The 12,534-nt window shown below is 72.6% G+C and carries 12 protein-coding genes; 3 read left to right on the forward strand and 9 right to left on the reverse strand.

The annotated features are described in order from the left end of the window. Window positions 1-20: 20 nt before the first annotated feature. The 5 genes from F6W97_RS29875 to F6W97_RS29895 all read right to left on the reverse strand — a co-directional run bounded on the left by F6W97_RS29875 (window position 21) and on the right by F6W97_RS29895 (window position 5,914). Window positions 21-1,160: a serine hydrolase domain-containing protein gene (locus F6W97_RS29875; RefSeq protein ID WP_155373879.1), complete on the reverse strand. Its 1,140-nt coding sequence runs from the start codon at window positions 1,158-1,160 to the stop codon at window positions 21-23. A gap of 179 nt (window positions 1,161-1,339) precedes the next feature. Continuing rightward, window positions 1,340-4,000: an ATP-binding protein gene (locus tag F6W97_RS29880; RefSeq protein WP_155373880.1), complete on the reverse strand. Its 2,661-nt coding sequence runs from the start codon at window positions 3,998-4,000 to the stop codon at window positions 1,340-1,342. Between the two features lie 2 nt (window positions 4,001-4,002). Beyond that, a complete protein-coding gene (locus F6W97_RS29885) occupies window positions 4,003-4,398 on the reverse strand; it encodes a cellulose binding domain-containing protein (protein ID WP_155373881.1) in 396 nt (131 codons plus the stop codon). 73 nt (window positions 4,399-4,471) lie between these two features. Then, complete coding sequence (locus F6W97_RS29890; RefSeq protein ID WP_155373882.1) at window positions 4,472-5,071, reverse strand: phosphoribosylanthranilate isomerase; 600 nt, start codon at window positions 5,069-5,071, stop codon at window positions 4,472-4,474. 12 nt (window positions 5,072-5,083) lie between these two features. After that, window positions 5,084-5,914, reverse strand: coding sequence for an alpha/beta fold hydrolase (locus F6W97_RS29895; RefSeq protein WP_155373883.1), 831 nt, complete (start codon window positions 5,912-5,914; stop codon window positions 5,084-5,086). 173 nt (window positions 5,915-6,087) lie between these two features. On the opposite strand from F6W97_RS29895, the gene F6W97_RS29900 reads away from it, so the two are divergent. Further along, a complete protein-coding gene (locus F6W97_RS29900; protein WP_155373884.1) occupies window positions 6,088-6,510 on the forward strand; it encodes a phage holin family protein in 423 nt (140 codons plus the stop codon). A 6-nt stretch (window positions 6,511-6,516) separates the two neighbouring features. On the opposite strand, the gene F6W97_RS29905 is transcribed toward F6W97_RS29900, so the two are convergent. The 3 genes from F6W97_RS29905 to F6W97_RS29915 all read right to left on the reverse strand — a co-directional run bounded on the left by F6W97_RS29905 (window position 6,517) and on the right by F6W97_RS29915 (window position 9,656). Next, the gene (locus F6W97_RS29905) at window positions 6,517-7,356 is read right to left on the reverse strand and encodes an ABC transporter permease (protein ID WP_155373885.1); all 840 of its coding nucleotides are present in this window, start codon (window positions 7,354-7,356) and stop codon (window positions 6,517-6,519) included. Between the two features lie 9 nt (window positions 7,357-7,365). Beyond that, the gene (gene modA, locus F6W97_RS29910; protein WP_155373886.1) at window positions 7,366-8,154 is read right to left on the reverse strand and encodes a molybdate ABC transporter substrate-binding protein; all 789 of its coding nucleotides are present in this window, start codon (window positions 8,152-8,154) and stop codon (window positions 7,366-7,368) included. Between the two features lie 233 nt (window positions 8,155-8,387). Continuing rightward, a complete protein-coding gene (locus F6W97_RS29915) occupies window positions 8,388-9,656 on the reverse strand; it encodes a metal-dependent hydrolase family protein (RefSeq protein WP_230687090.1) in 1,269 nt (422 codons plus the stop codon). Window positions 9,657-9,766: 110 nt separating this feature from the next. Between F6W97_RS29915 and F6W97_RS29920 the strand changes: the two genes are divergently transcribed. Together F6W97_RS29920 and F6W97_RS29925 are read left to right on the forward strand one after the other, a co-directional pair. Then, window positions 9,767-10,186: a DUF4259 domain-containing protein gene (locus F6W97_RS29920; protein ID WP_155373888.1), complete on the forward strand. Its 420-nt coding sequence runs from the start codon at window positions 9,767-9,769 to the stop codon at window positions 10,184-10,186. A gap of 22 nt (window positions 10,187-10,208) precedes the next feature. Further along, the gene (locus tag F6W97_RS29925) at window positions 10,209-11,102 is read left to right on the forward strand and encodes a phosphotransferase family protein (RefSeq protein ID WP_155373889.1); all 894 of its coding nucleotides are present in this window, start codon (window positions 10,209-10,211) and stop codon (window positions 11,100-11,102) included. Between the two features lie 93 nt (window positions 11,103-11,195). Here F6W97_RS29925 and F6W97_RS29930 read toward each other — a convergent pair whose 3' ends face one another. Then, window positions 11,196-12,428 (reverse strand): SGNH/GDSL hydrolase family protein, encoded by a 1,233-nt coding sequence (locus tag F6W97_RS29930; protein WP_407924620.1) that lies wholly within the window; start codon window positions 12,426-12,428, stop codon window positions 11,196-11,198. Window positions 12,429-12,534: the final 106 nt, after the last annotated feature.

Consider the following 12,534-nt stretch of genomic DNA (forward strand, 5'->3'; position numbering starts at 1 on the left):
GGTCCCGTCGGAGTTGCCCGCTACTCGGTGGGTGGCTTGGGCCAGGGGTGGCGCGGGCTGATGATCTTCACGATCCCTTCCATCAACGCCCAGCTCCCCAGTACGTCGACATTCGAGTTGAGCATCACGACCATGGTGGTCTGCTCGGCGGGCAGGTAGTACGGATACGTCAGGTAGCCGGCGATGTTGCCGTTGTGGCCGAGCCAGCCGTTCTGGTTCTCGATCGCCAGGCCGTACTGAGCGCCCTGGCCCTCCTCGGGTGCGGGCAGGAACTGATTGCGCTGCTGGAGGATCTCGGGTGTGAACAGCTTGCCCGTGGCCAGGTCCTGGGTCCAGACACGGACGTCGTCGAGCGTCGACACCATCTGACCGGCCGCCCATCCCCATGAGGGGTTCCAGTTCGTGGCGTTCACGGTCGCACCGTCGGCGGCCTTCGCGTAGCCCTGGGAGTGGGGTGACGGGAAGTCGGAGCTGGTCGGGAAGACGGTGCTGGCAAGCCGTTCCGGTTTCAGGATGTGCTGGTCGATGAAGGCTTCGATCGACTGGCCGGAGACCTTCTCGACGACGAGCCCCAGCAGCACGGTGTTGGTGTTGGAGTAGTCGAACTTCGTGCCCGGCTCGAAGAGCAGCGGACGGCTGAAGCTGACGGCGAGCAGCTCCTGCGGCGTCCACTGACGATCGGGCTCGTTCGACAGGTTGGCGAGGGTCACGTCCGCGTAGTTGAAGAGCCCGCTGCGCATCGCGGCCAGCTGGCGCAATGTGATCACATCGCCGCTCGGGACACCGGGCACGTACCGGTCGATCGGGTCGTCGAGTCCGAGCTTTCCCTGCTGCGCCAGCAGCAGCAGGGCAGTCACGGTGAACGTCTTGGTGAGGCTGCCGATACGCATGTGGAGATCTGTCGTCATGGGCTGCCCGGTGTTCGTGTCCTGGACACCGAACGCCTGCACGTATGGGGCCTTGCCCTCCTGCCAGACACCGACGATCGCCCCGGGCACCGAGGCCTGCCGCATCAGCTCGGGAACCGCGGCGGTGAGCCGGGCATCCCGGTCATCCGAATGTCGGCCGTCCCGGTCGGCCGGCAGGCGGGTCGACTGGCCACATGCCACCAGGGTTGTCATCACGATCGCGGCCACCCCGACCACGCTCTTCCGCCACATCGAGAACCTCTTCCGGGGCCGCGTTCCGATCGGCGCCGCCATGCACGCTTCGGCCCGAGCACTCTTGGATCCCATCAAATCATCACAAATGTTTCTTGGTCACCCGGTCACAGATTCCGGTGCCGACCGCGAGGAGGTCGTGGCGCGACACGCAGGAGCGACCTGCACGCGGAGTGGTGTCAGCGGGTCGTGCAGGGGCGCTTGGCCTCGGTCGGGCAGGTGCGCTCTCGCAGCGGTCGCGCTTGCGGGACTCCCAACTCGGTGTAGATCGTCAGCGCTCGCCGCCAGTGCTCCCGCGCCGCCCCGGGCACCTGCCCGGCGGCCGCCTGGGCGGCGAGCGCGTCGCCGATGCCTTCCAGGGCACGGGCCTGCTCGAAGCGATCGCCGGTGTGTTCGGCCAGATCCAGGGCCGCGCGATGGCGTTCCAGCGCGTCCCCGGGCCGGCCCAGGGTGCGCAGGGTCTCGCCGAGCCCGTTGAGCGACTCGGTCTCCAGGCCCCGGTCGCTGGTGTCCCGGCCGAGGGCCAGTGCCCGGCCCAGGTCGTCGAGGGCTTCGGCGGGGCGGCCGGTGTGCCGGTGCACGGAGGCGAGCGCCGCGAGTGCGCTGCCCTGTCCTGCCGGGTCTCCTGCGGCCCGGCAGCCGTCCAGCGCCCGGGTCAGCGCGGTCTCCGCCTCGTGGTAGCGACCGAGCTGCTCGTAGGTCACGCCGAGGTTGCCCAGTGCGTATCCTTCGAGCCGGAGGTCGCCGAGGTCGGCGAAGATCGCCGCGGCCCGGCGGTGGTGCGCGGCGGCGCGGGCATGGCGGCCCAGTCTCCGGTGCAGTGAACCGCGGTTGAGCAGCATGGCTGCCTCGCCGTGCCGGTCCTCGGCCGCCCGGCACAGCATCAGCGCCGTGCCGAGGCACGCCATGGCGTCGGCGTACGCCCCCAGCCGTTCGTGTACCGCGGCCAGTCGCGACAGTGCCCGTGCCTGCCCTGGCCGGTCGCCGGCGGCCGCGAATCCGGTGGCCGATTCCGTTAGTTCGGTCCGCGCCTGGTCGTAGGCGCCCAGCCACCAGTGGATCGTGCCGAGGTTGGCCAGCACCGCGGCCCGCTCGGCGGCGTGGGGCGCGAGTGCGGCCAGCGCCCCGGCGTGCACCGCGAGGGCCTCTTCGTGGTGCCCGCCGACTTCGAGGTATCGCCACAGCAGGGTGGACAGTCCTGCGCTGTCCGTCGCGCGGTCGTGCCCGGCGGCGAACACGGCCAGCCGTACCAGCTCGCCGCGGCGGGTGTCGAGCCAGCGCCGGGCCGCGGCGGGCTCGGCCGGGAACGGCAGCGGCCGATGGGGTGCGGCGACGGTCGGGCGGGTGGGGTGCTCGTGCGGGAACAGCAGGTCCATCGCGGCTGCCGTCGCGTCGAGGTGGTGGCGCAGCAGGCGGGTGATGGCGTCGCGGCGTCGGGGGATGGTCAGCTCGGCCAGGGCCCGTTCGCCGGCGTACGCCCGCAGCAGGTCGTGCATCGTGTGGCCGGTGGGGGACCGCTCGACCAGGTGCGCACGGGTCAGGTCGTCCAGTGCCCGCGCGGCGGCGTCGGTGGTCGCGTCGGCGAGGGCGGCCAGCGCCGGGGCGTCGACGTCTCGTCCTGGGTAAAGGCCGAGCAGCGCGAACGCGTGTGCGGCGGGTGGGCTCAGGTGCCGGTGTGACCAGGACAGCACGGTGCGCACGGCCGAGGGCGGGTCGCCGGGCAGTTGCAGCGTGTCCAGCGCGTCGGCGCCGGTCAGCTCGGCCGCGATGTGTTCCAGGGTGGCGTCGGGTCGCGCGGTGGCGACTTCGGTGGCGACCCGCAGGGCCAGCGGCAGCCCGGCGCAGCGGGACGCCAGCGCGGCGGCGGCTGCCGGTTCGGCGTCGACCCGCGTGCCGAGCAGTGTGCGCAGCAGCGCGACGGCGTCGGTGGGGGGCAGCGCGTCGAGGCGTATCCGGTGGGCTCCGTCGCGGGCGACGAGCCCGGCCAGGTCGTCGCGGCTGGTGACGAGGACCGCGCAGCCGGCCGTGCCTGGTAGTAGCGGCCGGACCTGGGCCGCGCTGTGCGCGTTGTCGAGCAGGACCAGCATCCGCCGCCCGGCCAGCAGGCTGCGGTATGCCGCGGCGCGTTCGTCCACTCCGGCCGGGATCGCGGCCCGGCCCAGCCCGAGTGCGCGCAGCAGCATGCCGAGCGCGTCGACGGCGGGCAGCGGCTGGCCTGGGGCGTAGCCGCGCAGGTCGAGGTGCAGTTGCCCGTCGGGGAACCGTGCGGCGGCGCGGTGCGCCCAGTGCAGGGCGAGGGCCGTCTTGCCGACGCCGCCGGTGCCCGACACGACCGAGACGGTCGGGCAGCCTGGCATGTGCAGGGCGTCGAGTGCGGACAGCTGTGCGTCGCGGCCGGTGAACGCCGGCACGTCGGCGGGTAGCTGGTGTGGCGCGGTGGCGCGTGGGCGGCGCTGTTCTTCGACGCGGTCGCGGGCGGTGGCGAGCGCCCCCTGTTCGGCGGGGGTGGCTCCGAGCAGCCGGACCAGCGTGTCGAAGCGATCGGTGGGTGGCAGTACCCGGCCGGACAGGTATTCGCCGATGATGCCGTGCGACCAGCCGGTGGAGGCGGCGAGGTCGCGGTAGGACAGCTGTGGTGTGCGGGTGCGGCGGGCGTGCCGGCGGCGCAGCCCGCGTAGCAGGCCGGCCAGCTCGTCGAGGGTGCGTACGTCGCCGACTGCGGGTGTGTCGCGCTCGGGCGGTCCCGGTTCGCGTGGTGGGCCGTCGGAACGAGGTTTCTGCTCGGGGTGTCGGGTCCGTGGCCCGCCGGGGTGGGCGGCGCCGGGGTCGTGGATGTCCAACTTCAGCAGGGGATGCCGTTGATGGTCAGGTCGGTGGGGATGTCGGTGGCGGGGGCCGCGGCGGTCCAGCCGAAGCCGAGGGTCGTGTTCGTCGGGATGGCCGCGTTCCAGGGGGTGTTCACGGCGATCGCCGAGCGGGGGCCGGGTTGGGTGATCCGGGACTGCCACACGCCCTGCACGGTCGTGTCGGCCGGGAACGTCCAGGTCAGCGCCCAGCCGTTGACGGCGGGGCCGGTGTTGTCCAGCAGCACGGTGGCGGTGAACCCGCCGGGGTAGGTGGTGAGCAGGTAGCGGCAGTCGATCCCGCCGGGCTGTGCCGAGGCGGTGCCGGTGGACGAGAGCGCCGCCAGCGTGGCCGTGCACGCGACCGCGGCCAGCCGTACGCGGATGCCGTTCATGCCGCCTCCTTCGATCGACGGCAGTCTACGGCCGGAGGCGGGGCCGGTGGGAACGTTCCCACGGAGCGGGCGGTCAGCCTGCTTTGCGTGCGGCGGCGATGAACTCCCTGATCAGGGTTTCGCTTTTGACGCCGCGGGCGGATTCGACGCCGCTGGACACGTCCACGCCGCCCGCCCCGGACTGCCGGATGGCGTCGGCGACCGTGTCGGGAGTCAGGCCGCCCGCGAGGATCCAGCCGTCACCGGGTGCGCGTTCGCGTACCAGGGTGTAGTCCCACGCGCCGCCGGAGCCCGGCTCGGTCGCGTCGACCAGCAGCAGGTCTTCGCCGTATGCGCCGACGTGCAGATCCGGCGCTTGGTAGCTGACCGCCCGGATGAGGGTCAGGCCGAGGTCGGCGACCGCGGCGAAGTCGGCGCGGGAGTAGTCGCCGTGCAGTTGCAGGGCGCGCAGGCCGGTGTCGCGGACCAGGTCGCGCACGGTGGCGATGTCGGTGCCGGCGACGACGGCGACGGTCAGCACGTGCGGCGGGACCGTGGCGGCCAGTCGGCGCGCGGTGTCGGGGGCGACCTGGCGCGGGCTGCGGGTCAGCAGGAAACCGATCGCGTCGGCTCCTGCGTCGACGGCGGTGGCGACGGTCTCGGCGGTGGACAGGCCGCAGATCTTCACGAACACGGGTGCCTCCGCTCAGTCCTGCTCGGTGATGCGGGCCAGGATCTCGCGGGCGGTGTCGTCGGGGGCCTCGTCGGGGATCCAGTGGCTGACCCCGGGAAGGGTGACGAACCGGTAGTCGCCGGTGACGTAGGCGGCGCAGCTGTCGGCCGCTTTCGGGCCGATGGCCCAGTCGCCGTCGCTCCACAGGAACGTGGTCGGCACCTCGACCCGGCCCGCCGGGGTGAAGCCCGCGCCGAGGGTCAGCGCCCGGTACCAGTTCAGGCCACCGGTGAGGCGGGCACGGTCCAGCATCGGGCTGACGAAGCGCTCGACCCGCTCGGCGGGCACCCCGGTGAAGATCTCCCGCAGCCGTCGGCCGTCGTCTTCGAGCAGCAGGTCCTCGGCCTTGCCCTCCTGCTGGAAGAGTCCGATGTAGGCGGATCGCTGCTGCTGGTCGGGGTCGGTGGCGATGGTCCTGGCGAAGGCCGTCGGGTGCGGCACGGAGATCGCGGTGAGGGTCCGTACCCGGTCGGCGTGCCCGGCGGCCAGATGCCAGGCGACCACTGCTCCCCAGTCGTGGCCGACCACGTGCGCGCGGTCCACGCCGAGCGCGTCGAGCACCGCGAGCGCGTCGGCGACGCATTCGCCCATGGCGTAGTCGGCGACGGCGGTAGGGCGCGCGCCGGGGGAGTAGCCGCGCTGGTCGAAGGCGTAGGTGCGCACGCCGGCGTCGTGCAGGCGGGCGGCGACCAGCTCCCACTCCCCGGCGTGCTGCGGGAAGCCGTGCAGCAGCAGCGCCACCGGCCCGTCCTCCGGGCCGCCGGCGTGAAGGTCGAACACCAGGCCCCGTGCCGAGATCTGCATAACGGCCAGCCTAGTACGGGATGCGGTCGGCGGATCATGTGGCGGCGGGGCGCGGTGTTCCGGCTTCTTTCATACGGGGTTCACACCTGCGGGTGAAGATCATGGGAGGGATCGGCCGAAATGATTCGGCACACTGTTATCAGGGCAGAAGGTAGGCAGGTGGAGGTGACCTGATGTCCAAGACACACCGCCCGTCGTCGCAGGATCCGGGAAGCACGGCAGCAGAGCAGCTGACGAGCCTGTCCCGCACCGAGTTCGTCCTCGCCAGGACGTGGCTGCACGGCGCGTCGCGGGACGCGGGTGCGGCGCAGGGGCGGCTGAGCACCGCCGGGCTGGTCTTCATCTGGGTGCTGCCCGCGCTGGTGGTGGCGGGTGTGCTCGGGCTGGCCGAGGTCATGCCGCTGTGGGCGGCCGTGTTGTGCGTGGCCTCGGGGCTGGTGCTGCTCGGGGTCGGGCTGGGCCTGGCGGGCCGGTCGCGCAGCCGGGTCGCGAACCCGCCGGTCGGGCAGCAGGCGTGGCGTCCGCTGCGTGCGGACGCCGAGGGGCTCGACAAGTCGCGTCCCGCGTCCACGGGCCTGGAACGCCGGGGCGGGTGAGCCGGGTCAGGGGCTGCTGATCCAGCGGTCGCGCAGGCTGACCAGGATGGTCACCGAGACGACGAGCAGGATCAGGCTGAGCACGATCGCCGCTTCGAGGTCGGTCTCCAGGGCCAGGTACACGGCCAGGGGCATGGTCTGCGTACGCCCCGGGAAGTTGCCCGCGAAGGTGATGGTCGCGCCGAACTCGCCCAGCGCCCGTGCCCAGCAGAGCACCGCGCCCGCGGCGATGCCGGGTGCGACCAGCGGCAGGGTGACCCGGCGGAAGGTGGTCCAGCGGCCGGCGCCCAGCGTCGCGGCGGCCTCCTCGTAGCGGGTGTCGGCGCCGCGTAGCGCGCCTTCGACCGCGATGACCAGGAACGGCATCGCGACGAACGCTTCGGCGACGACGACGCCGGCGGTGGTGAACGGGAGCGTGAACCCGAAGGTCTCGTCGAGCCAGGATCCGATCAGGCCGCGGCGGCCGAACAGCAGCAGCAGGGCCACGCCGCCGACGACGGGTGGCAGCACCAGCGGGACGGTGATCAGGGCACGGGCCAGCCGCCGTCCGGGGAACTCGACCCGGGCGAGCAGCCAGGCCAGGGGCACGCCGAGCAGGATGCAGAAGATCGTGGCGACGGAGGCGGTCAGCAGCGACAGCCGTAGCGCTTCGAGGATCGCGGGCTCGGCCAGGTGCTGCGGCAGCTCCCGCCACGGGGTGCGCAGCAGCAGCGCGAGCAGGGGCAGGACCAGGAACGCCAGGCCGAGCCCGGCGGGCACGATCAGGAAGACCGGGATGCGCCGCTGGCCGCGCCGGCGCGGCGGGGTCGCCGCCGCGCCGGGGTGGTGGATCTCGTCGACGGCCATGGGCTCAGATTACGGAGCCTGGAACCCGGCCGCGGTCAGCACGGCCTTCGCGGGTGCGGACTGCAGGTAGGCCAGGAACGCCTCGGCGCCGGTCTTGTTCGGGGCGTCCTTGAGGGCGACGACGGGGTAGTCGTTGATCGCGCCGGCGGACTCGGGGAATTCGACGCCGTCCACATCGGCGGCCGCGGCCTTGGCGTCGGTGCGGTACACCAGTGCCGCGTCGACCTCGCCGAGCTTCACCTTGGACAGCGCCGCCTTGACGTCCTGTTCGAAGGTGACCGGGGTGAGCTTGACCCCGGCGCTGTCGAGGGCCTTCTTCGCGGCCGCGCCGCAGGGGACCTGCTCGGCGCACAGGGCCACCTTCAGGTCGGGCTTGCTCAGGTTCTCCAGTGTGGTGATGCCCTTCGGGTTGCCCTTGGGCACGGCGATGACGAGCTGGTTCTTGACGAACACGACCGGGACGCCGGTGGCGTCGCCGGCGTCGACGACGGTCTTCATGGTCGCGGGGCTGGCGGCGGCGAACACGTCGGCGGGCGCGCCCTGGGTGATCTGGGTGGCCAGCGCGGAGCTGCCGGCGAAGTTGAACGTGACCTTCGTGCCGGGGTGCGCGGCCTCGAAGTCCTTGCCGATCTTCGTGAACGCCTCGGTGAGCGACGCCGCGGCGAACACGGTCACGTCGCCGGAGACGCCGCCGCCGGCCGCCGGGGCCGGGGTCTGTCCGCTGCCGCATGCGGTGGCCGCCATGGCCGCGGCCAGCGCAAGCCCGGCCAGCGCAGTCCGGATGCCTCTGCTGCCCATTCGCTTCCTCCCCTGGATGCGCGGCCCGTCCGACGCGCGCCGCGGGATCCAGACTACTGCTCGCATCCGCGAGGGCTTTACTTGGTTATGGCTCTCTGTTGCGTGAAGAGCGGCGAGATCGGCTTCGCATCTGCATGATGAGGTCATGGGTCAGGTGTCGGCGCCGTTGCCGGCCCCCGGTGGCGGGTGCTGCCCCCGGGCGTGCGCCGGCACGTGAACCCGCGGCCGCCGCGTCAGGGCAGGGTGTTCCGGACGGCCACCCCGTCCTTCATGATCACCCGGAGGTGGGCGGGGTCGGCGAGCACGTCCAGGTCGGTCAGCGGGTCGCCGTCGACGAGCAGCAGGTCCGCGTACGCCCCCGGCTGCACCACGCCCAGCGGAGCGGGATAGGGGTCACGTGGCCCGGACAGCGCCAGCAGCGCCGCGTTGTCCGACGTCGCCATGCGCAGCACCTCGGCGGGGGCGAACCAGCGGCCGAGTTTGGCCAGTTGTGCGCCCTGGCGGGTGGCCAGCCGGGCGTCGAACAGGGTGTCGGTGCCCCAGGCCAGCCGCACCCCGTGCTTGCGGGCCAGCCGGTACGCGGTCTCGGTGCCGTCGGTCACTGCGAGCTGTTTGACCCGACCGCCCGGGTCGGTGATCGGGACGGCGTCGGCGTCGTCGAGGAACGGCTGCATCGACCACCACACACCCCGCTCGGCCATCAGCGCGGCGGTCTCGTCGTCGAGCAGGTGCCCGTGCTCGACGCAGCGCACCCCGGCCCGGACCGCCTGCTGCACCGACGCGGGGGTGTAGGCGTGCACCATCACGTACGTGCCCCAGTGCCCGGCCGCCTCCACCGCGGCCGCCAGCTCCGCGAACGTGTACTGGGTGACGTCGATCGGGTCGTACGGCGACGCGACGCCCCCGCCGGCCATCACCTTGATCTGGCTCGCGCCGCGCATCAGCTGCTCGCGGGTCGCCCGCAGCACCGCGTCGACGCCGTCGGCGATGGCCGCGGTGCCGGTGCGCTCCACCATGGTCAGCGGCGCGCCGGGCTCGCGCGGCACGTCCAGCAGCGACCGGAAGTCGCCGTGCCCGGCGGTCTGGCTGATGAACGCGCCGCTGGGGTAGATCCGCGGACCGGCGATGATCCCTTCGTCGATGGCCCGTTTGAGGGCGAACACCGGACCGCCCGCGTCGCGCACCGTCGTGAACCCGCGCAGCAGCGTCCGTTCCGCCTCCCGGCCGGCGACCAGCTGCAGGTAGCCCGGGTCGGCGGTGGCCAGCACCGGCAGCGGCACGGCGGCCATCATGGCGTGCCAGTGCGCGTCGATCAGCCCCGGCATCAGGACCCGGCCGCCGCCGTCGACGACCGTCGCGCCGGGCTCGGCCGGTCCGCCGACGCCGGTGATGAGGCCGCCGGAGACGGTGACCGTGGTGGGTGGGGACAGCGCCGGGTTCACCCCGTCGAAAACCCGCACGGCGCGGAACTCGGTCACGTCGGTGGCCTGATCAGGTGCCATCTGTCGAGTGTCGCGGCCGCAGCCGGGACCGCGTGGCGGAACGGGCCGGATCCGCGGACTTGTCGCATGCGGCCGGTACGGTCCCGCTGCGCCCTGCGGAGGAGGCACTGGTGGGCACATGGGACTCGGGTCCGTTCGACAACGACGCCGCCGCCGACTGGTGCGGCGATCTGAACGACGCCGATCCGGGCGACCGGCTCGGGATGATCCGGCAGACGCTGGCCGCCGTGGCCGACCACGCGGGCTACCTCGACGACCGGATGGGGGTGCGGGCCGTCGCGGCCGCGGCGGTCATCGTGTCGCAGCGGGCCCCAGCGGAGCCGCTGAACTCACCGTACGCCCCGGACTTCCTGCTCGAAGGCGGGTCGCTGGTGGTCCCCGACGACGTGGCGGCGCTCGCGGTGCGGGCCCTGGACCGGGTCGTCGGTGACGACTCCGAGTGGCGTGAGCTGTGGGAGGACACCGGCGAGCCGGCGGACGCGCTGGCGGCTGTCGGCGACCTGCGGATGGCGCTGTGCACCGTGCCGTAGCGGTGTCTCGGTAGGGTGAGCAATGCCCGGTGGACACTCCATAGCCGACGTCCACGGCGTCGTCGCAGCTCACCTGCCCGGTTACCGGATCGGGTCGGTGGTCGAGCTCGGCGCGGGACTGGACAATGTGGCGTACGAGGTCGACGGCGCGCTCGTGGTGCGTTTCAGCCGGGAGCCCGATCCGCGGCGACGGGCCGCGCTGGTCGAGCACGAGGCCCGGCTGCTGACCGCGGTCGCCGGGGTCTGCCCGCTGCCCGTGCCCGAACCGCTGTTCACGGCCACGGAGCTGGGCTGCCTGGCTTATGCCAAGCTGCCCGGCGTGCCGCTGTCGGAGCTGGCCCGGCCGGGGCGGTCGGCGCACGGCGTGTCGATCGCGGTGGAGTTGGGGGAGTTGCTCGCCGCGCTGCACGCGGGGCCGGCCGACCGGTGGGCCGGTCTGGTGGACACCGACGGTCAGCCGCCCGCGCAGTGGCTCGGCGAGGCCGGGGAGTTGTACCGGGCGGTCGTAGGGCACGTTCCGGTGGGGTGTCGCCGTGCGGTGGAGGCGTTCCTGGACGCGCCGCCGCCACCGGCGGGGCACGGTCTCGTGTTCTCGCACAACGACCTGGGCATCGAGCACGTGCTGGTCGACCCGGCCCGGTGGGCGGTGACCGGGGTCATCGACTGGAGCGACGCCGCGCTGGTGGATCCGGCGTACGACTTCGGGCTGCTCTACCGGGACCTCGGTCCCGCGGCGCTGCGGGCCGCCCTGGGCCGTTACCCGGCGGAGGACGCCGAGGTCGCGGCGCTCGCCGAGCGCGCTGTCTTCTACGCCCGGTGCAGTGTCTTCGAGGACCTGGCGTACGGCGTCGACACCGGGCGGACCGGCTACCTCGACCGGGCCGTCGGCGCGATGGCCTGGCTCTTCCCGGCCTGACCCCGCGACCTGCGCATCCTGCCCGCGGGCGTTAAGAAGGGCACCTTCCTCCACGCATAGCGATGGGAAGGCGCCCTTCCTTCGATCAGGGGGTTACTGGAAGGTGAGGGTGCCGTTGGGGTTGCGGATGCAGGCGATGGTGCGGTTGGCGGTGGTGGCCGCGGCCGCCAGGCACTGGCCGAGGACGGCGTGGCCGGCGGCGTTGGGGTGCCAGGACTCCTGGCAGGTCTGGAAGTAGGTCACGCAGGCGTTCGCGAACCGCTGGATGGCGATCTTGTCGTATCCGGACAGGCTCGTGATGTGCGTGCCGGACGGTCCGTCCATGATGCGGACCGGGGTGGCCAGGGCGCCGGTCGGGCTGTTGGCGTTCTCGCAGAGCCGGGCGCCGTCGAAGGCGCGCTGCACGTTGAGGTAGACCAGGTCCTGGCCGGGGAACTCGGCGGACAGGTTGGCGTGCGAATTGCGCACCACGTTGCCGAGGTTGGCCGAGAAGCGGTGGCCGGGGGCGAGGCTGGCGCGGTGGATCGGGCAACCCGCCGCGTAGCGCTCCGCGCCCAGGTCGCGGAACTTGTCCCGGTCGTCCTGGCGGCCGTCCTGCTCGATGAACGAGCTGTACACGTCGAACGGCAGCGGGTTGGTGTAGTCCTGGAACACGATGCGGTGCTGGCCGTCGGCGTCGATCTCGTTCAGGGTCGTGATCAGCTGGCGGAGCGCGTTGGTGGTCTCGGTGGTGGCCGCGGCGACCTCGGCGGCCGACGCCAGGTCGGCATCGGTGCACGGCTCCTGCGGCACCGGGCCGTTGATGTAGGCCCAGAACTCCCACCAGCCGGTCCACGCGTCGGCGATGAACCGGTTCGCGCACAGCGTGGCCACGTCGCCGAAGGTGAACGAGCTGTTGTTGGAGCCCAGCCCGACCAGCACCACGTCGATGTCGTGGGTCTGCGCGACCGCGCGCAGCTGGTTGAGCTGCGAGGCGACCAGGCGGCCGTTGGTGCGGGTGTTCGACGCGTTGGCGATGTCGTGCGGCTGGCCGCCCGAGCAGGCCAGGTTGAACCGGGCGGCGATGCCCGACAGCGCGGCCACATTCAGCGACGCGTTGGCCGAGCGGTGGCAGAAGTAGGCGTTGTTGTTCGCCGCCGACCAGCCCGGGAAGCCCTGGGAGGTCCCGTTGATGTCGGCGACGGCGGTGTACGCGCCGGCGCCCTCACCGCTGATGAAACTGTCACCGACCGCGACGGCGGCCGTGGGCAGGGCGGCCGTGGCGGGGGCGGCGGTGGCGACGGCGAAGGCGCCCCAGCCGAGGGCGACGGCGGCCGTGGCGGCCATCGCCTGGCGAAGTCGAAGCACTGAAGCTTCCTCTCCGATATGGAATGTGAGAACGGTTCGCGAGATCGAATCACGCGCGGCGAAGTACGTCAATGCCGTCGTTCAT

This window comes from Catellatospora vulcania (assembly GCF_009720385.1).
GTDB classification, from domain to species: Bacteria; Actinomycetota; Actinomycetes; order Mycobacteriales; family Micromonosporaceae; genus Catellatospora; species Catellatospora vulcania.